The sequence below is a fragment of the Nonomuraea sp. NPDC049684 genome (genome assembly GCF_044465345.1).
Lineage (GTDB): Bacteria > Actinomycetota > Actinomycetes > Streptosporangiales > Streptosporangiaceae > Nonomuraea.
Genome location: NZ_JBITLO010000001.1, coordinates 419,987 through 444,284 on the forward strand (window position 1 = coordinate 419,987; position 24,298 = coordinate 444,284).

General features: G+C 74.8%; 22 protein-coding genes. 11 read left to right on the plus strand and 11 right to left on the minus strand.

What is annotated here, in order from left to right:
* Positions 1-155: 155 nt before the first annotated feature.
* Positions 156-1,124 carry an EamA family transporter gene (locus tag ACIBST_RS01985; protein WP_397168250.1) on the plus strand — a complete coding sequence of 323 codons (969 nt, stop codon included), beginning with the start codon at positions 156-158 and terminating at the stop codon, positions 1,122-1,124.
* Positions 1,125-1,215: 91 nt separating this feature from the next.
* A complete protein-coding gene (locus ACIBST_RS01990; protein ID WP_397168251.1) occupies positions 1,216-2,565 on the plus strand; it encodes a S8 family peptidase in 1,350 nt (449 codons plus the stop codon).
* Between the two features lie 72 nt (positions 2,566-2,637).
* On the opposite strand, the gene ACIBST_RS01995 is transcribed toward ACIBST_RS01990, so the two are convergent.
* The 4 genes from ACIBST_RS01995 to ACIBST_RS02010 all read right to left on the minus strand — a co-directional run bounded on the left by ACIBST_RS01995 (position 2,638) and on the right by ACIBST_RS02010 (position 6,378).
* Positions 2,638-3,360, minus strand: coding sequence for a hypothetical protein (locus ACIBST_RS01995; protein WP_397168253.1), 723 nt, complete (start codon positions 3,358-3,360; stop codon positions 2,638-2,640).
* 87 nt (positions 3,361-3,447) lie between these two features.
* Complete coding sequence (locus ACIBST_RS02000; protein WP_397168255.1) at positions 3,448-4,491, minus strand: response regulator transcription factor; 1,044 nt, start codon at positions 4,489-4,491, stop codon at positions 3,448-3,450.
* Between the two features lie 60 nt (positions 4,492-4,551).
* Positions 4,552-5,424, minus strand: coding sequence for an aldo/keto reductase (locus ACIBST_RS02005; protein WP_397168256.1), 873 nt, complete (start codon positions 5,422-5,424; stop codon positions 4,552-4,554).
* Between the two features lie 6 nt (positions 5,425-5,430).
* Positions 5,431-6,378, minus strand: coding sequence for an NAD-dependent epimerase/dehydratase family protein (locus tag ACIBST_RS02010; protein ID WP_397168258.1), 948 nt, complete (start codon positions 6,376-6,378; stop codon positions 5,431-5,433).
* Positions 6,379-6,450: 72 nt separating this feature from the next.
* On the opposite strand from ACIBST_RS02010, the gene ACIBST_RS02015 reads away from it, so the two are divergent.
* Entirely contained in the window at positions 6,451-7,380 is a 930-nt protein-coding gene (locus ACIBST_RS02015; RefSeq protein WP_397168259.1) for a LysR family transcriptional regulator, read from the plus strand.
* Positions 7,381-7,430: 50 nt separating this feature from the next.
* A complete protein-coding gene (locus tag ACIBST_RS02020) occupies positions 7,431-7,892 on the plus strand; it encodes a VOC family protein (protein ID WP_397168261.1) in 462 nt (153 codons plus the stop codon).
* Positions 7,893-7,917: 25 nt separating this feature from the next.
* On the opposite strand, the gene ACIBST_RS02025 is transcribed toward ACIBST_RS02020, so the two are convergent.
* Both ACIBST_RS02025 and ACIBST_RS02030 read right to left on the minus strand, forming a co-directional pair.
* Complete coding sequence (locus ACIBST_RS02025; RefSeq protein ID WP_397168262.1) at positions 7,918-8,256, minus strand: hypothetical protein; 339 nt, start codon at positions 8,254-8,256, stop codon at positions 7,918-7,920.
* Positions 8,214-8,360, minus strand: coding sequence for a hypothetical protein (locus tag ACIBST_RS02030; RefSeq protein WP_364334320.1), 147 nt, complete (start codon positions 8,358-8,360; stop codon positions 8,214-8,216). Before ACIBST_RS02030 ends, ACIBST_RS02025 begins: the two co-directional genes overlap by 43 nt.
* Positions 8,361-8,468: 108 nt before the next feature.
* On the opposite strand from ACIBST_RS02030, the gene ACIBST_RS02035 reads away from it, so the two are divergent.
* Positions 8,469-9,110, plus strand: a complete 642-nt coding sequence (locus ACIBST_RS02035; protein WP_397168264.1) for a 4a-hydroxytetrahydrobiopterin dehydratase — start codon at positions 8,469-8,471, stop codon at positions 9,108-9,110.
* Between the two features lie 13 nt (positions 9,111-9,123).
* Here the strand turns inward: ACIBST_RS02035 and ACIBST_RS02040 are convergent, their stop codons facing one another.
* Together ACIBST_RS02040 and ACIBST_RS02045 are read right to left on the minus strand one after the other, a co-directional pair.
* Positions 9,124-10,182, minus strand: coding sequence for a B12-binding domain-containing protein (locus ACIBST_RS02040; protein WP_397168266.1), 1,059 nt, complete (start codon positions 10,180-10,182; stop codon positions 9,124-9,126).
* Positions 10,179-11,774, minus strand: coding sequence for a PP2C family protein-serine/threonine phosphatase (locus tag ACIBST_RS02045; protein WP_397168268.1), 1,596 nt, complete (start codon positions 11,772-11,774; stop codon positions 10,179-10,181). Before ACIBST_RS02045 ends, ACIBST_RS02040 begins: the two co-directional genes overlap by 4 nt.
* 225 nt (positions 11,775-11,999) lie before the next feature.
* Between ACIBST_RS02045 and ACIBST_RS02050 the strand changes: the two genes are divergently transcribed.
* The 6 genes from ACIBST_RS02050 to ACIBST_RS02075 all read left to right on the plus strand — a co-directional run bounded on the left by ACIBST_RS02050 (position 12,000) and on the right by ACIBST_RS02075 (position 19,125).
* Complete coding sequence (locus ACIBST_RS02050; protein ID WP_397168269.1) at positions 12,000-13,358, plus strand: TrkH family potassium uptake protein; 1,359 nt, start codon at positions 12,000-12,002, stop codon at positions 13,356-13,358.
* Positions 13,351-14,013, plus strand: coding sequence for a potassium channel family protein (locus ACIBST_RS02055; RefSeq protein WP_397168270.1), 663 nt, complete (start codon positions 13,351-13,353; stop codon positions 14,011-14,013). The genes ACIBST_RS02050 and ACIBST_RS02055 overlap by 8 nt, the downstream gene beginning before the upstream one ends.
* 126 nt (positions 14,014-14,139) lie before the next feature.
* Entirely contained in the window at positions 14,140-15,267 is a 1,128-nt protein-coding gene (locus ACIBST_RS02060; RefSeq protein ID WP_397168272.1) for a M20 family metallopeptidase, read from the plus strand.
* A gap of 113 nt (positions 15,268-15,380) precedes the next feature.
* The gene (locus ACIBST_RS02065; RefSeq protein ID WP_397168274.1) at positions 15,381-16,268 is read left to right on the plus strand and encodes a GNAT family N-acetyltransferase; all 888 of its coding nucleotides are present in this window, start codon (positions 15,381-15,383) and stop codon (positions 16,266-16,268) included.
* The gene (menC, locus tag ACIBST_RS02070) at positions 16,265-17,374 is read left to right on the plus strand and encodes an o-succinylbenzoate synthase (protein ID WP_397168276.1); all 1,110 of its coding nucleotides are present in this window, start codon (positions 16,265-16,267) and stop codon (positions 17,372-17,374) included. Before ACIBST_RS02065 ends, menC begins: the two co-directional genes overlap by 4 nt.
* 89 nt (positions 17,375-17,463) lie before the next feature.
* On the plus strand, positions 17,464-19,125 hold the full coding sequence (locus ACIBST_RS02075) for a helix-turn-helix domain-containing protein (RefSeq protein WP_397168278.1): 1,662 nt from the start codon (positions 17,464-17,466) through the stop codon (positions 19,123-19,125).
* Here the strand turns inward: ACIBST_RS02075 and ACIBST_RS02080 are convergent.
* Genes ACIBST_RS02080 through ACIBST_RS02090 form a run of 3 tightly spaced genes read right to left on the minus strand, consistent with a single transcriptional unit; the run spans position 19,103 to position 24,278 of the window.
* Positions 19,103-21,190, minus strand: a complete 2,088-nt coding sequence (locus ACIBST_RS02080; protein WP_397168280.1) for a prolyl oligopeptidase family serine peptidase — start codon at positions 21,188-21,190, stop codon at positions 19,103-19,105. The genes ACIBST_RS02075 and ACIBST_RS02080 overlap by 23 nt on opposite strands.
* A complete protein-coding gene (locus tag ACIBST_RS02085; RefSeq protein ID WP_397168282.1) occupies positions 21,187-22,419 on the minus strand; it encodes an erythromycin esterase family protein in 1,233 nt (410 codons plus the stop codon). Before ACIBST_RS02085 ends, ACIBST_RS02080 begins: the two co-directional genes overlap by 4 nt.
* Positions 22,416-24,278, minus strand: a complete 1,863-nt coding sequence (locus ACIBST_RS02090) for an ABC transporter substrate-binding protein (protein ID WP_397168283.1) — start codon at positions 24,276-24,278, stop codon at positions 22,416-22,418. The genes ACIBST_RS02085 and ACIBST_RS02090 overlap by 4 nt, the downstream gene beginning before the upstream one ends.
* Positions 24,279-24,298 lie beyond the last annotated feature (20 nt).

Below are 24,298 nucleotides of genomic sequence, written 5' to 3' on the forward strand. Positions count from 1 at the left end.
ATCGGCCGAAGATCCGAATCGCCGGCCCGCCTCTGCCACCCGGGGACTACGACCACCGGCTGAGGACCGGTAATCGCGTTGCGCCCGCGCCGGGGCGCGTGTCAGGGTCGTGGCTTCTTGAGTGGTGACAGTGGCGAGGGTGCTGGTGGTGCGGTATGAGGTATGCGGGGCTCGCGCTCGCGTTCGGGTCCTCGGCGTGTTTCGCGTTCTCGGGGCCGATGGCCAAGTACCTCGTCGCGGCCGGGCTGACGCCGATCGAGGCCGTGTGGGCGCGGATGGCGGCGGCCGGGCTGCTGCTGCTGGGCGTGCTGGCCGCGGTCAGGCCCGCGGCGCTGCGGATCCCGCGGGCCAGGTGGCCGTTCTTCGCGCTGTACGCGGTCGTGGCGGTGGCCGGGGTGCAGTCGCTGTACTTCGCGGCGATCACCCGCCTGCCGGTGGGGGTCGCCCTGCTGCTGGTCTACATGGCCCCGGTCATGGTGGCGGCCTGGGTGCGGCTGGTCCGCAAGGTCCGGCTGCCGAGGGCGGCCTACGGCGGGGCGCTCGTCGCCCTGGCCGGGCTCGGGATCGTCGCCGAGGTCTGGCACGACCTGCGGCTGGACGCGCTGGGCCTGGCCCTCGGCCTGCTGGCCGCGGCCTGCTCCGCCGGATACTTCCTGATGAACGACAGCTTCGGGGACGACGTCGACCCGCTCGGGCTCGTCGCCTGGGGCATGGCGGGCGCGGCCGTGGCGCTGGTCCCGGTCGCCCGCCCGTGGGCCCTGCGGTGGGAGGCGTTCACGACGTCCGCCACTCCCGCGCCGGGCGCCCTGACGCTGCCCGTGCCGGTGGCCTTCGCCTGGATGGTGGTGGTCGCCAGCGTGGTGGCGTACGTCCTCGGGGTGAACGCGGTGCGGCGGCTGTCGGCCGCGGTGGGCGCCACGGTGGCGTCGCTGGAGGTCATCGGCGGGGCGCTGGCGGCCTGGGGGGTGCTCGGCGAGGGCCTGGGCGGGTTGCAGATCGCGGGCGGCGTGATCGTGCTGTCGGGCGCGCTCCTCGCCCAGACCGCGACCCGCCGCACGCGAGCGTCCCGAGCGACGGGGCTGGATGGCGACAAAGAGGTGACCTCGGGAGCAATGAAGTGCTGACACTACTGTAAGTAGTTAATTCACTACAACGGGTATTTACAGGGGGAAGCAACGACTGTCCCATCCCCGTCCCGAGAGAGGAGGTGGAGCTTTGCGTGTCCTGATCCAGCTCCGCCCCGCCCGTGAAACCGTCGAAGCCGTCCTCGACCCCGGCGTGACCGCCACCGTCGCCGACGTGGCAGGAGACCTGCCGGGAATCGTCCTGGACCAGGCGTTCGCCCCGCTGGCCCTGCCGCGCGCGCTGCCCGCCTCGCCCTCGGGCGGCCTGCTGTCGTCGCTCAACCGGCCGCTGGGCTTCTCCCTGTCGGCCGAGCACGCCAGCGTGCTCGTGCGCGGCGAGCTGTCCGACGACGACCTGCCGTCCAGGCTGGCGCTGTTGTCGTCGTCCGTACGCGAGGTCGTCGGCGTGTTCGCCGACCCGTCCATCCATCCCAACCTGACCTGCGCCGACACCGGCCCGGTCGGCGACTGGCACGACGTCGAACGGCTGCTGCACGCCTCCGACCTGCGCGCGGCCGGCTACGACGGCCACGGCGTCAACCTGGCGGTCGTGGACGGCGGCGTCAACGCCGACCACGTGAGCACCAAGCTCGGCCGCCAGGTCACCCTCGACGCCGGGCACAGCTGGGCCCCGCCCGGCGTCACGCCCACGCCTGGGCGCTACCCGGTGGAGCACGGCAGCCTGTGCGCCTTCAACACCCAGCTCGCCGCCCCGCGCTCGACGCTGCTCGACGTCGCCGTCCTGCAGAGCAGGAAGGGCACGGTCGAGGGCATGCTGTCCGACGCCGTGGCCGCCTACACCCACCTGCGCGGGATCCTGGAGGCCATGCCGGCCGAGTCCCGCTCGCTGGTCGTCAGCAACAGCTGGGGCCTGTACAACCCGCAGCAGGACTTCCCGCCCGGCCACCCCGGCAACTACTCCGACAACCCGATGCACCCGTTCAACGTCATGATCTCCGCCCTGGAGCACGCCGGGGCCGACATCGTGTTCGCGGCGGGCAACTGCGGACGCGACTGCCCGGCCGCGAGCTGCGGGTTCACCGACATCGTGGGCGGCAACGGCCACCCGAAGGTGGTCACGGTGGCCGGGGTCGACACCCGCGGCGAGCGCGTCGGCTACTCCTCGCAGGGGCCGGCCCGGCTGGGCGACCACAAGCCCGACCTGGCCGCCTACACCCACTACACCGGTTCCGAGGCCGGCGGCCCCGGCACGCCCGACACCGGCACCTCCACCTCCTGCCCCGTGGTGGCCGGCGTCATCGCCGCCCTGCGCACCCGCCACCCGTCCACCAAGTTGTCGCCCGCGCAGCTTCGCACGCTGCTCAACCGCACCGCCGAGGACCGAAGCACGGTCGGCTTCGACCACGACTACGGGTACGGCATCGTCAACCCCGCCGGCGTCCTGGCCGCGCTCCGCTCGCACCGCACCCGGGCCGCCTGAAACCGCGACGGCGCCGCGTACCCGTGGGTACGCGGCGCCGCCGTCCGCCGGGGAGGGCCGGTGGACGAAGGGTCAGCCGTGGTTCCAGACCGAGGAGATCCGGTCGTTCCACCCGCTGGGGACGAGGTTCGGGATGTCGGAGAAGGGCGGCACGATCAGCGAGCTGCCGCCGAAGTTGATGTGCTCGTAGTAGCGGACCGTGCAGTTCGTGCCGCCCATGGAGCTGATGACGTCGTTCCAGTCGTGCAGGTGCAGCGGGCCGTGGTGGACGTCGGTCAGGTCGTTGTAGGCCTGGCGGGCCGGGCACCAGAACCAGTCGCCGGCGTACTCGACGTGCTCGAACATCTGCACCTCGCCCCGTGTGGCCGGACGCGGGTCGCGCAGCAGCGCCGCGGCCCACAGCGCGCCGTTGACCGCGGTGTCGTCGGTGACCGCCGTCAGGCGCTCGGGGTGGTAGAGGTAGGTCAGCGGGCGGCCGTCGAACCGGGTCAGGTCCGCCGGGTCGTGCTCGACGCCGTCCACGACCACCGCCATGGCGGGCGCGGGGTGGGTGATGCGTGCGGTGGCGAGCGCTGTGGCGGCCTTGGGCCGGGCGAGCGTCCTGGCGGGGTCCGCCGGCACGGGCTCGGCCGAGCGCGGCGCCCTGACCGCCTTGGCGACGAGCTGCTCCAGCGTGGTGATGTCGTGGTCGCGCAGGAGGGCCAGCACGTCGGCCTCCTCCAGGCCCCCGACGTGGTCGGAGAAGTCCAGGAAGCGTTCGACCTGGCGGCGGGCGGGGGTTGAGATCTGGGTCATCGGGTGCCTCCCCTGGTAGTGCTGCGTACTCCCTCATGGTCGGGCGGGGCGGCGGCGGGGGCAGCCCCCCAGTGTTGGGGATGGCGTTCAGGCGGTGAAGGCGGCCATGAGCTCGTCCCGGCCGCTCGCGCCGGTCTTGCGGAAGATCGCTTTGAGGTGGTCGTGCACGGTGTGTCCGGACAGGTCGAGCAGCCGGGCGATCTGCTTCGGGGCGGCTCCGGCGCACAGCAGGTCGAGGACGCCGCGCTCGCGCGGGGTGAGGGCGTACCAGTCGCAGAACGAGGGCAGCAGCAGGCCGCCGGTCGCCGCCTGGATCACCACCGCCACCTCGCCCGTGCCGTCCCCGTCGAGAGCCTGGCCCTCGACGGCGAGCCAGCGGCCGTACCGGGCCGCCGGGGCGCAGATGACCGGCCGGCCGGCGTCCGCGCCGCGCGCGTGCTCGGCGGCGTCGGCGGCCAGGGCCGTGACGAACGTGTCGGCCAGCCAGGCGTGCACGCCGTACCGGTCGGGGCGGCGCAGCCGGTCGAGCCACGCCCTGGCCTGCGGCGTCACGGCGCGGACGCCGCGGTCGGGGCCGACGACGATCACCCCGGCGGGCAGGGCGGGCGAGGTGGGGGCGAGCGGGGCGGCGGTGACGTACCTGCGCAGCGCGGCCATCAGGGCCGGGGCGAGCAGCGTGGCCCTGCGCAGGTCGTCCTGGCTGAACGGCGGGGCGTCGCAGGCGCGGACCAGCCCGAGCAGGCCCCACACGCCGCCGCGCCCGTCCCGCAGCAGCAGCCGCAGCTCGCAGGAGGCGCCGCAGGCCGCGAACGCCCGCCGCGCCCCCTCCTCCGCGCCGGCCACCGCCACCGGCACCCGCAGCCGGGCCAGCGACGCCGGCCGGCACGGGTCGCCGTGGGCGCGGCGGTGGGCGAGCAGGGAGACGGCCAGCTCGCGTTCGTAGCGGTGCCAGAAGCTGAACGAGCCCTGCCCGAGCCCGGTCGCCGGGCTGGTGCCGACCAGCCTCAGCGCGTCGTGCGGCAGCAGCGGGGCGATGGCGGCGGACACGGCGGCGCCGACGTGCTCGGTGGCGACTCCCCGGTCCATCAGGGTGCGCACCTCGTGGACCACGCGGTCCTGGCATGAGCTCACGCGGCCAGGTCAGCACGCCGCACCCCCACCCGGCAAGCACAGGGTAGCCGTTCGGCTACGTCAGGTCACATCCAGCCGCCGCAGCTCGTCACCGGTCAGCGTCAGTGCCGTCGCCTCCGCCGACGCCCGCACCGACTCCGGCCGGGTGGCCCCCGGGATGGGGACGACGTGCGCGGAGTGCGCCAGATGCCAGGCCAGGCAGACCTGCTGCGGGGTGCGGCCGCGTTCCTCGGCCACCTCGTGGAAGGGGGTGCGCGGCGGGGCTGCGCCGGGGCCGTCCAGGGCGCTGCGGGCGATGCCGCCGAGGGGGCTCCACGGCAGGAAGGCGATGCCGAGGCGGTCGCACAGCCGCAGCTCGGGCAGGCTGTCGCGGTGCTGAGGGCTGTAGCGGTTCTGCACCGAGACCAGGCGGTCGCCGAGGACGGCCCTGGCCTCGTGGATCTGCTCGCAGGTCACGTTGGAGACGCCGGCCGCGCGGATGAGGCCCGCGTCGAGGAGGTCGCGCAGCGCGCCCACCGACTCCGCCCACGGGACGTCCGGGTCGGGCTTGTGCAGCTGGTAGAGGCCGATCGCCTCGACGCGCAGGCGGCGCAGGGAGCCCTCGCAGGCGGCCCTGAGGCGGTCGGGACGGCCGTCGACCGTCCAGGAGCCGTCGCCGGGACGGCCGCGCCCGCCCTTCGTGGCGACCAGCACGCCGGAGGCGTCGCCGGACCAGGTGGCCAGGGCCTCGGCGACGAGCTCCTCGTTGTGGCCGCGCTCGCCGGCGTGCCAGTGGTAGGAGTCGGCCGTGTCGATCAGGGTGAGGCCCGCGTCGAGGGCGGCGTGCACGGTGGCGATCGCGCGGGCGCGATCCGGACGGCCCTCGATGGACAGCGGCATGGCGCCCAGACCGACGGCGCCGACCTCGGCGGTTCCGACACGACGGGTGATCATGTTTGGTCAGCCTTCCTGGAGCAGGTCGGCGACGGCTCGCGGCAGCCAGGCCGCGACGTCGCTGAAGGTGAAGCCGAGCGCGGCGGCCCGGCCGGTGTCGAGGGCGTAGGAGCGGTCGAAGGAGAACGGCGAGGCGGGCTCACCGCCGGTCACCACCCGGTAGGCGGGGGCCGGCGAGCCGGTCGCGGCGGCGACGGCCGCGCACAGGCCGTTGACGGTCAGCGCGTCGCGCGAGGCGGCGTTGAGCGCGCCGGTGACGTCGGTGCCGGTCGCCGTCCAGTGCAGGAACGCGGCGATCTCCGCGTGGTGGACGAACGACGTCGGCGCCGGGTCGCGGTGCACGGCGACCGGCAGCCCGGCGCGTACGCGGTCCACGTAGTGGCGCAGCCGTCCGGTGAAGTCGGCGTCCCCGCCGCCGAGCACGTGGGCGCTGCGCACGGCGAGGAACGGGAAGGCCGGGTCCCGGGCGAACACGGCCTCGGCCTGGCGTTTGCCCTCCGCGTACGCGGCCGCCTCCCCGAGCAGCCGGGACAGGGCGTCCGGCGACCCCCACGGCAGGCCGCGGTCCACCGGCCAGGACGCGGCCTCGACCGCCTCCTCGCGCACCGGGGCCGCGGCCGGAGGCAGCAGGGACGGCGAGGTGGCCGGGTCGTAGACCTCCATGGTGGAGGTCATCACGTAGCGGGCGGCGCGGCCGGCGAAGACCCGGCGGGCGACGTCGGCGTGCTGGGGCGTGTAGCAGACCTGGTCCACGACGGCGTCGAAGGCCCGGCCGTCCAGGGCGCGGGCGAGGGCCGCCGCGTCCGCCCGGTCGGCGACGACGTGCTCGGCCCCGGGCGGCGGCGCGGCCGAGCCCCGGTTGACCACGGTCACGCGGTCCCCGCCGGCCAGCAGCAGGCCGATCAGGCGGCGGCCGAAGTAGCGGTTGCCGCCGATGACGCAGATGTGTCGCATGCGGCCAAGACTGGCCCGAACCGGGTCAGCAGTGGTAGTGGTGACTCACTGGTCTTGTGTTAAGGAGAACTGTTGATCGACGCCCACCGGCTCAGGGTGCTGCGGGAGGTGGCCGCGCACGGCAGCTTCAACCGGGCGGCGGCCGCGATGCTGCTCACGCCGTCCGCCGTCTCGCAGCAGATCGCCGCGCTGGAACGGCAGCTCGGCACCCCGGTCGTCACCCGCAGCACCCGGGGCGTGGCCCTCACCGAGCCGGGCCGGCTGCTGGTGGAGACGGCCGAGACGATAGCGGCCGAGCTGCGGCACGCCCGGGAGCGGATCGACGAGCTGGCCTCGGGGCGCCGGCGGCTGACCGTGGCCACCTTCACCAGCGGCGGCCGCGCGCTGCTGCCCGGCGTGCTGGCGCGGTTCGTCGCCGCCCATCCCGAGGTCGCGACGAACGTGGTCGAGCGGGAGCCGGAGGACAGCCTGCCGCTGGTCCGCCGCGGCGAGGCGGACCTGGCGATCGCCTACCACTTCGACGGGCCGCTACCGGTGCTGCCCGGCGACCGCACGGGGCTGGCCTGGACGCCGCTGGCCGAGGACCCGCTGTCGGTGGCGCTGCCGGCCGCCCACCCGCTGGCCGGCCGGGCGTCGCTGGACCTGACCGAGCTGGCCGAGCAGCCGTGGGTGATCGGCTGCTCCAAGACCGAGGCGTTCCTGCGCGGGTACGCCGCCGCGGCCGGGTTCGAGCTGCGGGTCAGCGGCTCCACCACCGACTACCACCTGGCGCAGGCGCTCACGGCGGCCGGGCTGGGCGTCAGCCTGGTGCCGTCCATCTGCCTGGCGCGCGACACGCCCGGCCTGGCCGTCGTGCCGCTGAACCCGCCGCGCCCGGCCCGCTACATCGGGATCGCCACCGCCCCGCGGCGCGACCACCCGCTGGTGCCGACGCTGGTCGAGTGGCTGCGCGAGGAGGCCGCGGCCCTGGGACGGCAGCGGACCGATCCTGTCCGCCGGTGATGCCACAGTGGTCCCGGGAACCTCTTCCTGCACCGAACGGAGTGATTCAGATGAGCCGCCATGTCCAGATCACCTTCGACGCCCACGACCCGAAGGCGCTGTCGACGTTCTGGCGTGACGCGCTGCGCTACGTCCACCCCGGCCCGCCCGGGATCGAGCTGCCGCAGGGCGCCGACCCGCTGGCCGCCTGGGACGACTTCCTGGCCAGGGCGGGCGTCCCCGAGGAGGAGCGCGACGCGCGGTCGGCCATCGAGGACCCCGAAGGCCGCGGCCCCCGGGTGTTCTTCCAGCGGGTGCCGGAGGGCAGGTCCGGCAAGAACCGCGTGCACCTCGACGTCCGGGCGGCTCCCGGGCTGCGCGGCGAGGAGCGCATGGCGGCGCTGGAGGCCGAGTGCGAGCGGCTGGTCGGGCTGGGCGCGACGCGGGTGCGGCGGCACGAGCCCGAGCCGCCGTTCGGCGCCGGCCACATCGTGCTGACCGACCCCGAGGGCAACGAGTTCTGCCTCGACTGACCATCCAGGACGTCCGGCTGAGGAATCAGTCGTCGGCACACCTGCATGGCACGATGAGCAGCGTGCCCGCTTCGATGTGGGTCACCTTCTTCGAGCCGAGGCAGAAGCGGCATTTCAGCGTCTCGGCAATCCAGGGGTCGGACCAAACGTTGTGTCGCCAGGCCGGCGGCGGCCCGTCCGGGGGCGGTTCCGCGCCGCGCTCGGCGGGCTCGTTCTCGCCGCCCACCTGGCCGAGGCCGCCGCAGAACGTGCAGGAAAGGAACAGCTCGCCGAGCTGCACGCCGCGGCGGCCCCGGCATTCGGGGCAGGTGATCGGGTCCGTCACTTCCTGCCGGTCCCGCTGCAGGACTTGCACGACACCCATGTGGACTGCTTCTTCGAGTCGCCGTTCCGGTCGATCCACTCCCCGCCGGCACCCATGCAGATGCCGCACACCGGACGCTCTTCCTGCTCGTCGTCGTACGCCATACTGCGGACGGTAGCCGAGCATGTGCAGGCTGTCTGCCGCCTGGCGGATCCGGTGCGCTCACCTCAGTCGCGGGGAAGGCAGAAGACGTGTGCTGCCAGAATGGCCGTATGGCCAAGCTGACCGGAGCGCAGATCGCACAGGAGGGGCCGGCGGGGTGGGCGTACCTGCTGGGCCGCCTGCACACCCGCATCCACACCGGCACGTTCGCGGCCGGGCTCGCGCTCGTCGACGCCATCGGGGCGGTGGCCGAGGAGATGGACCACCATCCCGACCTCGACCTGCGTTACGCCCATGTCGACGTCCGGCTGTCCAGCCACGACGCGGGCGGCGTCACCGGGCGCGACCTGCGGCTGGCGCGGGCGGTCACGTCCCTGGCCGCCGACGCCGGGGTGCGCCTCGACCCCGCGTCGGTCTCCGCGCTCGAACTCGGCCTCGACACTCCCGTGCGGGAGACGGTCCGGCCGTTCTGGGGGGCGGTGCTGGCGATGCCCGCCGACGACCGGGGCGACCTGCACGACCCGGCCGGCGCGCTGCCCGGCGTGTGGTTCCAGCCGTCCGGCGACGAGGAGCCCCGCCAGCGCTGGCACCTCGACGTGTGGGTGGAGCCCGCGCAGGTCCAGCCCCGGATCGACGCGGCGCTGGCGGCGGGCGGGCGGCTGGTGCACACCGACGAGGCGCCGCGGTTCTGGGTGCTGGCCGACCCCGAGGGCAACAACGTCTGCCTGTGCACCTGGCAGGAGCGCGACTGAGCCGCGGCGGCGGTCAGCGGGGGCCGTCGGGCAGCCCGGCCCGTGCCTCCGCGAGCAGCTCGCGGGTGCGCGGCAGGCCGGCCAGGCGGGCGGACAGCGCGTCCAGCGTGACTGCCAGCACCCGGGCCGGCGCGCCGCGCGCCGCCAGCACCTCCGCCATCCAGCCGATGAAGGACGTGAACAGGCCGGGGTCGTCGACGTAGGCGGCGGCCTTGAGGTAGTCGACGACGTAGGCGACGTCCTCGGCGGTGTGGCCGGTCGGCTCCTCGCCCCCGGTGACGGGCACGTGCTCGTCCAGCTCCTGCATGACGCCTCTGACCAGCTCGGGCGCCCGGTCGGTGAGCGCCGTGAACTCGGGGCCGGCCAGGTGCGGCGGCCGTCCCGGGCTCAGCCCGGTCGCGGCCCGGCGCGGCGGCCCGGCGTCGAGCAGGTCGGCGGCGGCCCGCGCGTCGGGCGCCCAGGCGTCGGCTCCGAGCAGGCGGGCGTAGCGGCCGTCGGGCCCGAAGGCGGCGCCGCCGACGAGCACGGGCGCGCCCGCCGCCTGGCAGGCGCTGATGGCCGCGTGCGCGGCGGGCAGCCGGGTGGCGAGCGACCCGGACAGCGCGACCGCGGCCGGGGCGGTCCTGTGCACGTGCACGACCAGGTGCGCGGTCGGCACGTGCGCGCCCAGGTAGTCCACCTGCCAGCCGCGCAGCCGGAGCACCTCGGCCAGCAGCCGGGCCGGGAAGGTGTGCCACTCGCCGTCCACGCACGCCACGCTCACCCGCCCCTTGACCGGCGCGACGCGGTGGCCGCGCGCGCCCGGCTCGTGGGCCAGCACGGCCAGCACCCGCTCGTGGACGGCGGTCGCCGTGTGCTCCTGGGCCACGGTAAGCCGGTTGGCCGCCCAGTCCAGGCCCACGCGGGCCTGCGCGACGGCGACGACGTCCAGGAGCATGGTCTCCAGGGGCACGCCGGCGTCCAGACCGGCCCGCGCGGCGTCGATGGCGGCGTACTCGTCGCCGGACGTCGCCGCCGCCCGCAGCGCCTCGACGCAGCGCTCGATCTCGTCCCTCATGCCGGAGGCGCTCACGCCGGAGGACCTCCGGCCGGGCCGTCGGCGGACTCGCGCGGCGCGCCGATGGCGACGATGGCGATGTCGTCGCGCTCCCGCTCGCCCGCCCACTGGGAGGCGAGCATCTGGACGCGTTCGGCCAGCGCGGCGGCCGGCATGCCGACGCACTGCCGCAGCTCCTCGCGCAGCCGGTCGTCGCCGAACATCTCGTCGCCCAGCGGGCCGCCCCTGGCCTCGATGACGCCGTCGCTGTAGAGCAGGCACGTCTCGCCGGGGTCCAGGAGCACCGTCTGGGTGACGCTGGTGATCTGGTCGAGCAGGCCGATCAGGGTGCCTTGGGTGCGGGCGTCCTCCACCCGGCCGTCGTTGCGGACGATCATCGGCGGCGGATGGCCCGCGCTGGTCAGCCGCAGCTCCAGCCGGTGGCCGCGGCGCTCGACCCCGGCCAGCACCAGCGTGACGTAGCGCGGGCTTGGCCCGGCGAGCAGCACCTCGTTGAGCCGTTCCAGCACGCGCTGGTGGTCGTCGGCCAGCGGCAGCAGGGCGCGCAGCGTGTTGCGGATCTTGCCGGTCAGCACGGCGGCCTCCAGCCCCTTGCCCGAGACGTCGCCGAGCACCACCAGCGCCGCCCCGCCCGATCCGGCGACCGGGTGCACGTCGTAGAAGTCCCCGCCGACCAGCGCGCCGTGGCCCGCCGCCCGGTAGCGGGCCGCCACGTCGGCGACGTCGAGGTACGGCGTCATCGGCGGCAGCAGGTCGGCCATCAGCGTCTCGGCGATGGCCCCCTGCTCGGCGTACACGCGGGCGATGGAGATCGCGGTGCCGGCCCGGGCCACGAACAGCCGGGCGAACGCCTCCTCGGCCGGGGAGAAGCCGGCCGCCGAGCGCAGCAGGATCAGCGCCCCCGCGGGCAGGCCGTAGCCGGGCAGCGAGATCACCGCCACGGAACGCGTGTCGTGCCGCCCCTCGCCCAGCACCCAGCCGGGCGCCCGCCCAGGGTCCACCCAGCGGGCGGGCACCGGCGGGAAGGCCCGCAGCGCCTCGGCCAGCCCCGGCATGGACCGCGGATCGATGTCCAGGTTCCGGCGCACGGCCTCGCCGCCGGCCTCGTTGTAGGCGACCTCGTACCGGCGCGGGCCGAACGGCACGACGACCCGGGCGGCGTGGGCGAGGTGCGTGACGGCCAGGCGGGCGACCGCCTCCAGGCAGCGGTCGAGGTTGAGCGAGGACAGCAGCTCGGTGGCCGCCGCCACCATGGACGCGGTCGAGTCCCGCTCGGCCCGCAGCAGCTCCATGGCCCGCTCCCGCGTGGTGACGTCGACCAGCCACCAGGTGACGCGGTCGCGCCCGGCGAGCACGGGGTGGGCCTCGAACACCCGCTCCCCGACCGGTCCCCGCGCGGGCTCGGGCAGGCTCCCGGCGTCGGGCGCGCCTTCGGCGGCGGGCGAGGCGGCCAGGCGGGCGCACAGGTCGTGGTGGGCGCGGGCCAGCCAGTCCGGCGCGATCCGCGGCGCCTCGCCCAGCAGCGACCGGGCGGCGGCGTTCGCCCGCTCGACGGCGCCCGAGGCGTCGGCGACCAGCATCGGGTACGGCGTGTCCTCCCCCAGCATGCCGATCGCGCCCCGTTCGTGATCACCTACGACATTGTCACTCTACTGACGTGACCTGCACGGCTTTCCCGACGCCGAATCGTCTTTGTCGCATTTTTAGCCGCGGCACCCTCCGGGGCACGTCTCCGGACGCGTTTGCCGGAGTGGTCGCCGGGTGGTCTACCGTCTGATCGTGCCCGTCTCACATCATGTCCCCCGCCCGGCCGCGCGCGGCGGGGGCGCGCCATGAGGAACCTGCGGCTGACGGGCGCCTTCCTGTCCCGGTTCCACCATCCGGCGCAGGTCATCGCGACCGGGTTCGCGGCGCTCATCCTGACCGGCACGGCCCTGCTGACCTCGCCGATGGCCACCGCCACGGGCGAGTCGGCCGGCTGGCTGACCGCGCTCTTCACCGCGACGTCCGCGGCCTGCGTGACCGGCCTGGTCGTGGTGGACACCGCCACCCACTGGTCGGTGGCCGGGGAGGTGGTGTTCGCCATGCTGGCCCAGGTGGGCGGGCTGGGCATCATGACGATGGCGACGCTGTTCACCGTGCTGGTCGCGGGCCGGCTGGGGCTGCGCGCCCGCATGTTCGCCCAGGCCGAGACCAAGACGCTGAGCATGTCCGACGTCCGGCGCGTGGTGCGCAACGTGGTCATCTTCAGCCTGGTCTCCGAGCTGATCGTCGGCGCCGTGCTCACCGCGCGCTTCGTCACGGGCTACGGCGAGCCGCTGGGCCGGGCGATGTACCTGGGCTGGTTCCACGCGGTGTCGGCGTTCAACAACGCCGGGTTCGCGCTGTGGCCGGACAACCTGATGCGCTTCGTCACCGACGCGTGGATCTGCCTGCCGATCGCGATCGCGGTGATCGTGGGCGGGCTGGGCTTCCCGGTGGTGTTCGAGCTGGCCCGCGCCTGGCGCCGGCCCAGCCGCTGGTCGGTGCTCACCCGGGTCACCGTCGGGGTGACGCTCGTCCTGCTGGCGGTGGGGACGCTGGTCTTCCTGGTGACCGAGTGGCGCAACCCCAGGACGCTCGGCGGGCTCGACGACTCCGGCAAGCTGCTGGCCGCGTTCTTCACCGGGGTCATGCCGCGCTCGGGCGGGTTCAACAGCCTCGACATCGGCCAGCTCTACCCGAGCAGCCTGCTCGCCACCGACCTGCTGATGTTCATCGGCGGCGGCAGCGCAGGCACGGCGGGCGGCATCAAGGTCACCACGTTCGGGCTGCTGGCGTTCATCATCTGGGCCGAGCTGCGGGGCGAGCCCCGGGTGAACATCGGCCACCGGCGCCTGGCCGAGTCCGCGCAGCGCCAGGTCATCTCGATCACCATGATCGGCGTCGTGCTGGTCGCCGTCTCGACCTACCTGCTGCTCGCCATCACGCCCCACAGCCTGGACCAGGTGCTGTTCGAGGTGGTCTCGGCGTTCGGCACGAACGGGCTGTCCACCGGCATCACCGCCGAGACCACGCCCGCCGGGCACCTGCTGCTGGCGGCGCTGATGTTCATCGGGCGCATCGGCCCGCTCACGCTGGGGTCCGCGCTCGCCCTGAAGGAGCGCACCCGCCGCTACGAACTACCCGAGGAACGTGTCATCGTTGGCTGACAAGAAGACAGACCCCGTCGTGGTCATCGGCCTGGGCCGGTTCGGCACCTCGCTCGCCCTGGAGCTCACCCGGCGCGGCACCGAGGTCCTGGCCATCGACAACCGGCCGAAGGTCGCCCAGAGCCTGGCCGGGCAGATCACCCACATCGCCACCGCCGACTCCACCGACCTGGAGACGCTGCGCCAGCTCGGCGTGCCCGACTTCTACCGGGCGGTCGTGGCCATCGGCGGCGACCTGGAGGCCAGCATCCTGACCACGTCGCTGCTGATCGAGCTGGAGATCGACGACATCTGGGCCAAGGCCGTCAGCCGCCAGCACGGCCGGATCCTCGGGCGCATCGGCGCCCATCACGTCGTCTTCCCCGAGCACGACATGGGCGAGCGGGTGGCCCACATGGTGACCGGCCGGATGCTGGACTTCATGCAGGTGGACGAGAACTTCGCGATGGCCAAGACCCGCCCGCCCAAGGAGTACATCGGGGTGCCGCTCGGCCGTTCCAACCTGCGCCGCAAGCACGGCGTCACCGTGGTGGCGGTCAAGAGCGCGGAGGAGGAGTTCACCTACGCCGGTTCCGACACCGAGCTGGCGTACGGCGACGTGATCATCGTCTCCGGCCGCACCGAGGACGTCGAGCGCTTCGCCGACCTGACCTAGCCGGGCGGGCCCGGGGGCGGTCGTCGGCGGGGCCCAACGAGGCGGGCCGATGTTGGCCGGTGCGACAGGCCCGTCCGCGTCGTGGTTGACGATGATGGGCGGTCCGTCCGACCGGAGGCAGCCACCATGACACCACGCCGTACCCCGTCCGACCGGGCCCGCGAGGCCGCGATGATCGCCGACATCGAGCGGCTCGTACGCTGCGAGTCGCCGTCCGGCGACCTGGCCGCGGTCGCCCGCAGCGCCACGGCCGTGGCCGGGCTGGGCGCGGCCCGCCTGGGGGCCGAGGCCGAGCGCGTGGTCATCGACGGGCGCACCCACCTGCGGTGGCGGTTCGGCGGCGAGCCCCGGGTGCTGCTGCTCGGCCACCACGACACGGTGTGGCCGGTCGGCTCGCTGGAGCGGCGCCCGTTCGAGGTTCGCGACGGAGTGCTGCGCGGGCCGGGCTGCTTCGACATGAAGGCCGGGCTGGTGATGGCCTTCCACGCGCTGGCGGCGCTGGACGACCTGGACGGCGTGACCGTCCTGGTCACCGGCGACGAGGAGCCCGGCTCCCCCACCTCGCGGCGGCTGGTCGAGGACGAGGCCCGCGGCTGCGCGGCGGCGCTGGTCCTGGAGGCCGCCGGTCCCGGCGGGGCGCTCAAGACCGAGCGCAAGGGCGTCTCCCGGTACGAGGTGCTGGTGCGGGGCCGGGCCGCGCACGCCGGGCTGGAGCCGGAACGCGGCGTGAACGCGACGGTCGAGGTGACCCACCAGGTCGCGGCCGTGGCGGCGCTGGCCGATCCCGCGCTGGGCACGACCGTCACCCCGACCCGGCTGGAGGCGGGCACCACGGTCAACACGGTGCCCGCGCGGGCCCGCTTCGACGTGGACGTACGGGTCAGGGACGCCCGCGAGCAGGACCGGGTGGACGCGGCGATGCGCGGGCTGCGGCCGGTGCTGCCCGGGGCGGGCGTCACGGTCGGCGGCGGGCCGAACCGGCCGCCGCTCCCGGCGTCGGCGTCGAAGGACCTGTTCGAGCGGGCGTGCCGGCTCGCCGACGCCCTCGGGATCGGCCCGCTGGCCGCGGTCGCCGTGGGCGGGGCCTCCGACGGCAACTTCACCGCCGGGACGGGCACCCCCACCCTGGACGGCCTGGGCGCGGTCGGCGGCGGCGCGCACGCCGACGACGAGCACGTGCTGGTCGCCGAGCTGCCGGGCCGCACCCGGCTGCTGACGGCCCTGGTCGCCGACCTGCTGGCCGCAGCGCGGTGACCGCTCCTCACAAGGGCACCCGGGACGCTGTTGTCCGGGCGGACGAACCGGACGCCGCCGCCCGGTGCTCGCCGACCAGCTACGGGACGAAGGCGGCTGCGACCATGACCGGCGTGACTGATCTCATCCGTGACCGTCGCGACTCCCGGCCCGTCGAGGCCGCGTGCGCCGCGGCGCAGGCCGCCGCCGACGGCGCGGGCATCGACATCCGCCCCCTGGACAGCGTCGGCGAGCTGGAAGCCGTCCGCCGCCTGTACGAGCACATCTGGCGCACCGGCGAGAACAACCCGCCGGTGACGGCCGACATGTTGCGCGCGATGTCGAAGGCGGGCAGCTACGTGAGCGGCGCCTTCGACGGCGACCGGATGGTGGGCGCGTGCTTCGGCTTCTTCTCGCCGCCGGCGCGCGCCGCCCTGCACAGTCACATCGCCGGCGTGGTGGCGGGCATGCAGGGCCGCAACGTCGGGTTCGCCATGAAGCTGCACCAGCGGGCCTGGGCGATGCTGCGCGGCGTCGGCGAGATCTGCTGGACCTACGACCCGCTGGTCCGCCGCAACGCCTACTTCAACCTGGCCAAGCTGGGCGCCGACCCGGCCGAGTACCTGCCGGACTTCTACGGCCCCATGGACGACGACATCAACCGCGCCGACGCCACCGACCGCGTCCTGGTCCGCTGGCGGCTGGAGACGCCCGTCGTCGAGGCGGCCTGCGCGGGCCGCCCGGCCGTGGCGGACGCGGCGGCGGCGCGGGCGGCGGGCGCGGCCGTGGCGCTGGAGGCGTCGGCGGCGGGCGGGCCGCTGGTCCGGTACGCCGGCGCGGCCACCGTCCTGGTCGGCGTGCCCGGCGACGTCGAGGCGATGCGCGAGAGCGACCCGGCCCGCGCCGCCGACTGGCGCAGGGCACTGCGGGACGTACTGGGCGAACTGCTCGAACAGGGCGGCCGGGTACGCGGCTTCGACCGGACAGGCTGGTACATCGTGGACAGACAGGAGACGGAGTGAAGATCACCGGTGTGGAGGTCCGCACGGTCGAGATGCCGCTCGTGACGCCGTTCCGCACGTCGTTCGGCACCGAGACGGTGCGGCGGGCGGTGCTGGTGCGGGTCGTCACCGGCGAGGCCGAGGGCTGGGGCGAGTGCGGCGCGGGCACGGCGCCCCTGTACTCCTCGGAGTACACCGACGCCGCCGCCGACGTGCTGGCCCGCTTCCTGGTCCCGGCGCTGGCCGGCGTGGCCGACCTGGACGCCCACAAGGTCGCCCCGGCGCTGGCGGCGTTCAAGGGGCACCGGATGGCCAAGGCCGCCCTGGAGACCGCCGTCCTGGACGCGGACCTGCGCGCCCGCGGCGTCCCGCTGGCCCACGCGCTCGGGGCGGTGCGCGACAGCGTGCCGTGCGGGGTGTCGGTGGGCATCACCGGGTCGATCCCGGCGCTGCTCGACGCCGTCGCCGAGTACCTGGACGCGGGCTACCTGCGGATCAAGCTGAAGATCGAGCCCGGCTGGGACGTCGAGCCGGTCCGGGCCGTGCGCGAGCGGTTCGGCGACGTCCCGCTCCAGGTGGACGCCAACACCGCGTACGGGCGCGGCGACGCCCGGCACCTGGCCGGGCTGGACCCGTTCGGCCTGCTGCTGATCGAGCAGCCGTTCGCGCAGGACGACCTGCTCGGGCACGCCCGGCTGGCCGAGCGGATCACGACGCCGATCTGCCTGGACGAGTCGATCGTCTCGGCTCGCGCCGCCGCCGACGCCATCGCGCTCGGGGCCTGCCAGGTGGTCAACATCAAGCCGGGCCGGGTCGGCGGCCATCTGGAGGCCCGGCGCATCCACGACGTGTGCGCCGCGCACGACGTCCCGGTGTGGTGCGGCGGCATGCTGGAGACCGGCGTGGGCCGGGCCGCCAACGTGGCGCTCGCCGCGCTGCCCGGGTTCCTGCTGCCCGGCGACACCTCGGCCTCCGACCGCTACTACCGCACCGACCTGACGCCGCCGTTCCGCCTGGTGGACGGCCATCTCGCCGTGCCGACCGGCCCGGGGATCGGCGTCGCCCCGATCCCGGAGGTGCTGGAGGAGGTCACCGTCGCCAGGACGTGGGTGCCGATGCCGTCCTGAGCCGTTGGTCCGTCCCGACAGATCAGCCGGTGGCATTTCGTCGTCCTGGACGAAGGATGGGCCACCGGGGCGGCGCTAGCTTCGGGAGCGTGCTTGTCCCCGTGACCGGCCTCCCGCGTGCCAGCCTGGGCCGCGTCCTGGAGGAACTCGGTACCACCCTGCTCCAGGTCGTCTGCGGCGACGCCGGGCTCGCCCGCGACATCGGCGGCGTCGTCATCCACGACCCGCTCGACGAGCCCGAGCTGCCGGCCGACGCGCTGGTCCTCGGCGTCGGCCTGCACGACCCGGCCGAGATCGCCCAGGTGGTGACCCGGCTCGGGCGGCACGGCGCCGCCGCGCTGGTCGTCCGGGCGCCCGTCGTCGCCGACGAGCGGCTGGTCGCGGCGGCGGGCCGGGCGGACGTGGCGGTGCTGGCCTTCGCCCGCGGAGCGTCCTGGACGCACCTGGCCGGCATGCTGCGCGAGCTGACCTCCGACGGCGGCCGGCTCGGCCCCGACGCCCACGCCTCGGGCCGGATCGGGTCCGGCGACCTGTTCGCCGTGGCCAACGCCATCGCCGCGCTGCTCGACGCGCCCGTCACCATCGAGGACCGCCACTCGCGGCTGCTGGCCTTCTCCAGCCGCCAGGAGGACACCGACACCTCCCGCGTGCGGACGATCCTGGGCCGCCAGGTCCCGGAGCAGTACACCCGCATCCTGGAGGAACGCGGCGTCTTCCAGGCGATCTACCGCAGCGACCGGCCCGTCTTCGTGGCGCCCCTGCCCGACCCCGAGGGCCGGCAGCCGCCCGCGCTGCCCCGGGCGGCGATCGCGGTGCGCGCCGGCGACGAGATCCTCGGCACGATCTGGGTCGTCGTCCCCGAGCCGCTGGGCGAGGAGCGCGCCCAGGCGCTCTACGAGGCGTCCAAGCTGGTCGCGATGCACATGGTGTGGCAGCGCGCCGACGCCGACATGGAACGGCGGCTGCGGGCCGAGCTGCTGGGCACCGCGCTGGAGAGCGGGCCCGGCTCCCTGGAGGCCGCCCGCCGCCTAGGGCTGAAGGACGAGCCCGCGGTCGTCCTCGCGCTCACCGTCGTCGGCCCGCCGGGCGAGAGCCCGCTGCCCGCCCAGCTCGCCGCCGAGCGCAAGCGGCTGGCCGACGCCTTCGCCATGCACCTGTCGGCCGTGCACCCGCGGGCCGCCGCCGCGCTGGTCGGCGACGTCGCCTACGGCATCCTGCCACTGCCGCAGAACCGGCAGGACGCCGACGAGCGCGCGGTCCTGGTGGCCACCGAGTTCCTGGCCCGGGTCGGCTCCCGCCTGCGCCCGCTGGTCGGGGTGGGCCGGCCGGCCGGGGACATCTCGGCCCTGGCCCGCTCGCGTTCGGGCGCCGACCGGGCGCTGCGCGTGCTGCGCTCGGGCGCCGCCGGACGCCAGGTGGCCCGCCTGGACGACGTGCACGTGGACGCGCTGCTGCTGGAGCTGGCCGACCTCGTGCCGCGCGGCGACGTCCCGAGCGGGCCGATCGCCCGGGTCGTCGCCTATGACCGGGAGCACCAGACGAGCCTGGTCGAGACGCTGGACGCCTGGCTCGACGCCTTCGGCGACGTCTCGGTGGCCGCCGCCGCGATGTTCGTCCATCCCAACACGTTCCGCTACCGGCTGCGGCGCGCGGCCGAGGTGGGCCGGATCGACCTCGGCTCCCCGGACGCGCGCCTGTCGGCCATGCTGCAGCTGCGCCTGATGTCGATCAGGTCCGCGCCGGACGACTGACCGGGCCGCGCAGGCCGAGCGTGCCGATGAGGAAGGCCAGCCATTCGGCGTCCTGGGCGACCGCCACGTCCTGGGGGGTGGCCGCGCCGTGCCCGGCGTCGTCGAAGACGTGCAGCAGGACGGGCTCGTCCCCCTGCTGGGCCGCCTGGAGGCGGGCGGCGAACTTGCGCGCGTGCCAGGGACGGCAGCGCGGGTCCGTCGCCCCGGCCTGGAGGTAGACCGCGGGGAAGACGCCGGGGCGCACCCGCTCGTACGGCGACATCCGCAGCAGCCGCCGGACCTCCTCGGGGTCGTCCGGGTCCGCCCACGCCTTGCGGATGACGAAGTCGAGGTACGGGTCGCGGGTGCCGCCGATCAGGTCCAGCAGCGGCGCCCGCGGCAGGACGGCCCGCCACAGCTCGGGCCGGGTGGTGACGGCGATCCCGCACATGAGCCCGCCGTCGGAGCCGCCGGTCAGCGCCAGCCGGTCGGCGGCCGTCACGCCCTCGGCGATCAGGTGCTCGGCGACGGCCACCAGGTCGGAGTCGCGGACGTGCCGCCGCTCCCGGTGCGCGGCCCGGTACCAGTCCCCGCCGAACTCGCCGCCCCCGCGCAGGTACGCCTGCACCAGCACGCCCCCGGCGGCGACGAACGCGGCCAGGTCCGGCTGGTACTGGGGAAGGAGCGGCACGTTGGCCGCCCCGTACGCCGAGACGAGCACCGGCGCGGGCCGCGCCGGGTCGAGACCGGCCGGGCGCACCACGTGGTACGGCACCGCGACCCCGTCGGCCGCCACCGCCTGCCCCTCCGCCACCTCGGCGTCGAGCGTGACCGCCGGGGCCGACAGGGTGTGCGGCGCGCCCTGGCCGGGCCGGTGCCGGTAGACGCCCCAGGAGCTGGTCAGCGTGGAGAAGGCGAAGACGAAGTCGGCCGCGGGCACGCCGGTGGCCAGGGCGGTCAGGGCGAAGAAGGGGGCGGCGAGCGCGCCCCGGCCGGGCAGCGGCACCTCGCCGGCGACGGCGCCCGCGCGGTCGAGGATCCGCACCCGGGCGAACGTCCGGTCGAACTCGCTGAGGTACAGGTGCTCGCCGACCGGCGTGAGCGAGCGCAGCACGGTCTCGCCCTCGGGCACCAGCTCCGTCCATCCCGACGGGTCGTCCGGGTCGGCGGCGTCGAGCGGGATGGCGACCACCCGGCCGCGCGGCGCGCCGACGTCGGTCACCGCCACGTAGCGGTCGCCGACGACGTGGCCGGCGACCGTGCCGGCGCAGCGGGTGACGAAGGGCCGCCACGCCGACCCGGGCACGGACAGGTCGCGGACGGCGCACGGGATCGGGCTGCCCACCCGGTGCGCGGCCACGGCCCAGCGGCCGTCCGGGGAGAACTGGACGAGCGTGTACTCCCGCGAGCCGGCCGGGACCGGGATCGGCTCCACGACGGTCTCCCCCGGCGTCCCGAGGCGGTGGGTGAAGACCGCCTGCCGGAACTCCTCCGGCGGGCCGGTGAGCGCGAGGAAGGAGAAGCCGCCGCTGTCGGGCGTCCAGGAGACGCCGCCGGCCCACGCGCTGTGCAGGACCTGGGCGGGCGCGTCGAGCGTGCGGCCGGTGTCGACCTCGACGAGCCGGATGGTGTTGTGCTCGCTGCCGTCGACGCACACGCCGAGGGCCAGGACGCGGCCGTCCGGGGAGGGCGCCAGCCAGGACAGCACCGCGTCCCGCGTGCCGCCGAACTGCGCCAGGTCGGCCACCGTCCGGCCGGGGCCGTAGGGCTGGTCGGCGACGACCACGGTGGCCGCCGTCCCGCCGGGCGGGGTGACCGGGCGGAACCAGCGGCCGGCCGCATACTTGGGCAGCGGCGGGCGGGAACCGGCGTCGAAGGCCAGGATCAGGTCCCGGGCGGCCGCCGGGTCCTGCCCGTCGTAGGCGACGGCGGCGGCCAGCTCGGCCTGCCGCCGCTGCCACCGCCGCACCTCGGGCGTCTCCTCCTCCAGCCACCGGTACGGATCGGGCACGCGGACGCCCGCGACGTCCTCGACGACCTCGACGGTGCGCGCGGGCGGATAGGCGAGCGGATAGGAGAGGGTCACGACAACTCCGGCGATTCAGGACGGGCGGGACTGGCGGGACGGGCGGCGTCGAACTCGGCCTGGAGCCGTTCGAACGCGCCGGGGACCCGGCCGACCCGGCGGACGTGGATCAGGGCGTCGTAGGCGGCCGGGAAGTCGTCCACCGGGTCGAGGCCGCCGCCGGCGAGCGTGCCGTCGATCCCGTCGAACAGCTCCCCCGGCGCGCGGCGCAGGTCGACGACGGTCACGGGCGGGCCGAGGCGGTCGAGCGGCGCCTCCACGCAGTTGGGCGGCAGGGTGCGCGCCTCCAGCGAGACGTCGCAGTCGAACGGCCGCGGGGAGCGCTGCGTGAAGCGCACCTCCGGGCCGGAGCCGTAGGTCGTGCCGACGACGACCAGGCCGTCTCCCAGGGACGCGGCGAGCATGCCGCCCAGCGTCGGCCGGCCGTGGAAGGGCGAGCGCCGGACGTGGGAGTTGTGGGCGCTGACGACGATCCGCTCCTCCCGTTCGAGCACCCATTCCACGGTCTCGGCCATGAACCGGTCCCGGGGATACGGCAGGCCCGCCGGCACGGCCTCCCCCGCCTCGGCCTCGTCGGCGAACGCCTGGAGGGAGGCGGCGCACCGGCGCAGCACCGGGTCCTGCGACCGGAGCGCGCGCCCGGCCAGCTCGCGCAGCCCCGCGATCAGGCGGGCCCGGCCGGCCGGGGGCATGGCCGCGTACCGGACCGCCGCCTCGGTCCGGCCGCCCAGGTCGCTCAGGATCAGCAGCTCCTCGTCGCCCGGCCCGGCCGGCATGCGGTCCAGGCACGCGCGCACCGCCGGGCCGGGCGAGGTGGACGAGCCGGGCAGGTCCATCCCGTAGAAGGAGACCTGCGCCGGGCCCGCCGAGTTGCGGCGGCGCATCCAGCGAAGCTGCCGCCGCATCGGCTCGCACTCGCCGAACCGGTAGGTGATGCCGTCGCGGGCGACCGTCGCCGCCGCGCCGGGCCCGCCGTGGACCCAGGCGTCCACGGCCAGCCCCTCGGCGAAGCCGGACTCCATCACGAACGCCGAGAACCCCAGCTCGCGGACGAGGATGCGGAACAGCCGGTCCTTGAGCCGGTAGAACTCGGTGACATTGTGCGCCCCCTCGCCGACGGCCACCACGCGGGCGTCGCCGACCAGCTCGCGCAGCGTGCGGGCGTCCGCGACGGCGGCGGCGGCCGGGTCGAGGTGGCGCAGCGGCCGGGCGAAGGCGTCGGGCGTCATGCGTGGAAGTACCACAGTTCGGGCGTGTACAGGTAGCTGAGCAGTGCCCGGAACGACGACTGCGGGCCGGACAGCGTGTCCTTCCACACGACCAGGGTGTGCGGGGTCGGGAAGAACAGCACGGGCAGTTCCTGGGCGATTCTGGTCACCTCGGCCGACAGGGCCCCGGCGTCGGCGCCGAAGGTCGAGGCGTCGATGAGCCGGTCCACCTCGTCGTCGCGGTAGCCGCCGAGGTTGAAGCTGCCCTTGGCGTTGAAGACGGTGTTGCTGCTGGGGTAACCGGCCGCCAGGTAGAGCGGTCCGTAGTCCTGCATCGCCCACTCGTTCTTGTTCGCGGGGGCGAAGGTGTTGCCGTAGTTGGCGTACATGTAGGTGAGGGACTTGGTGACGATCTTGACCTCGATGCCGAGCTTCTTGGCCGCCGAGGCGAAGGCGACGTCCCGGGCGCCGACGTAGGCGGGGGTGTTCGCGGAGGCCAGGGTGAAGCTGATCTTCTGGCCGCGCGGGATGCCGGCGCCGCACTCGCCCGGCCCGGTGCCGGGCCGCACGCAGGTGGTGGAGCCGTTCTGGACCACCTGCCAGCCGTTGTCGGTGAGCAGCTTGGCCGCCGCCGCCGGGTCGTGCGGGTACGGCGGCGCGTCGCCGAACGCCGGGGGGTACGGCGAGCCGCTGCCCGCGGTGCTGTAGTTGGGCGAGCCCGCGCCGTTGTAGATGCCCCGGCCGGCGATGTAGCCCGGCTGGTCGATCAGGCGCTGGAGGGCCTGCCGGACGTACGGCTGGGCGATGATCTTGTCGAAGCCGTTCACGGTGTTGCCGAAGTTGATGGTCAGCGAGTCGAAGCGGGCGGGCGCGGGCGCGCCGTAGACGTTGAACCCCTTGGCCTTCAGCGCGCCGATCTGCGTGATGAAGCTGGAGTCGAGCGTGCCGACGGTCAGGTTCCCCGCCTTGAACTGGTTGAGCACCGCGGCGGCCGAGGTGAACGCCTTGAAGTCGACCTGGTCGAGCCGCGAGTCGCCGGGCCCGCTGTAGGACTCGTTGGGCGCCAGCGAGAACGAGCCGGTCGTCGGGTCGAAGCTCTTGAGCCGGTACGGGCCGTTGACCACCTGCCACAGCGGGTTGGTGGCGAACGTGGACTGCGACTCCGACTCCTTGGTGAGGTACTTGTAGATCGCCGTGGCGTTCTTCGGCTTGGTGTAGTCGAGGTGCGGGCCGCCCGCGCGGTCGATGTCCCACGCCTTGGACGGCATCACGTACAGCAGCGTCAGCATCGACATCAGGTACGACGGGTTGTAGGCCGTCTCCAGTTCGAGGGTCAGCGTGCCGGGCGCGGCGGCCTTGGCGGTGACCCCGTCGGGGAACTGGCCCGGGGTGTAGAAGCTCCAGTTGGCCGGGCTCTCCGCGAGCGCCGCCTTGAGCAGCGTCAGGGAGAAGACGACGTCACCGGCGGTGACCGGGTTGCCGTCGGACCACTTGTAGTCCTTCATCTTGATGGTCACGGTCTTGCGGTCGGCGCTGTAGGCGGGCGGCTCGGCCAGGCTCAGCTCGGCGTCGGCCACCTGGTCGCCCTCGCCGCTGGGCCGGTAGAGGGAGCGCCACATCAGGCCGCGGGCGATGACGGTCCCGTTGGCGGCGGCCGGCGGGTAGGGGTAGATGTAGTTCGGGCTGAGGCCGGGGGTCAGCGCGACGGTGACCGTGCCGCCGTCCTTGGGCTTGCCCGACTGCGCCGGCTGGCTGGCGTAGGCCGCGGCGGGGTCCTTCGCGGCGCCCCCGCCGCCGGTGCACGCTGTGGCGAGCATCGCCACCGCGGCGGCGAGCGCCACCGCCAGGCGTGCTCGCCGCTGTCCGGACACGTGCGTCATTGCAGGCTCCCTACATGTGG

Coding starts and splice junctions, on each gene's coding strand:
- ACIBST_RS01985 (WP_397168250.1), top strand. CDS start 156: ATGAGGTATGCGGGGCTCGCGCTCGCGTTCGGGTCCTCGGCGTGTTTC.
- ACIBST_RS01995 (WP_397168253.1), bottom strand. CDS start 3,360: ATGACCCAGATCTCAACCCCCGCCCGCCGCCAGGTCGAACGCTTCCTG.
- ACIBST_RS02005 (WP_397168256.1), bottom strand. CDS start 5,424: ATGATCACCCGTCGTGTCGGAACCGCCGAGGTCGGCGCCGTCGGTCTG.
- ACIBST_RS02010 (WP_397168258.1), bottom strand. CDS start 6,378: ATGCGACACATCTGCGTCATCGGCGGCAACCGCTACTTCGGCCGCCGC.
- ACIBST_RS02020 (WP_397168261.1), top strand. CDS start 7,431: ATGAGCCGCCATGTCCAGATCACCTTCGACGCCCACGACCCGAAGGCG.
- ACIBST_RS02025 (WP_397168262.1), bottom strand. CDS start 8,256: ATGGGTGTCGTGCAAGTCCTGCAGCGGGACCGGCAGGAAGTGACGGAC.
- ACIBST_RS02030 (WP_364334320.1), bottom strand. CDS start 8,360: ATGGCGTACGACGACGAGCAGGAAGAGCGTCCGGTGTGCGGCATCTGC.
- ACIBST_RS02035 (WP_397168264.1), top strand. CDS start 8,469: ATGGCCAAGCTGACCGGAGCGCAGATCGCACAGGAGGGGCCGGCGGGG.
- ACIBST_RS02045 (WP_397168268.1), bottom strand. CDS start 11,774: ATGCTGGGGGAGGACACGCCGTACCCGATGCTGGTCGCCGACGCCTCG.
- ACIBST_RS02050 (WP_397168269.1), top strand. CDS start 12,000: ATGAGGAACCTGCGGCTGACGGGCGCCTTCCTGTCCCGGTTCCACCAT.
- ACIBST_RS02060 (WP_397168272.1), top strand. CDS start 14,140: ATGACACCACGCCGTACCCCGTCCGACCGGGCCCGCGAGGCCGCGATG.
- ACIBST_RS02085 (WP_397168282.1), bottom strand. CDS start 22,419: ATGACGCCCGACGCCTTCGCCCGGCCGCTGCGCCACCTCGACCCGGCC.
- ACIBST_RS02090 (WP_397168283.1), bottom strand. CDS start 24,278: ATGACGCACGTGTCCGGACAGCGGCGAGCACGCCTGGCGGTGGCGCTC.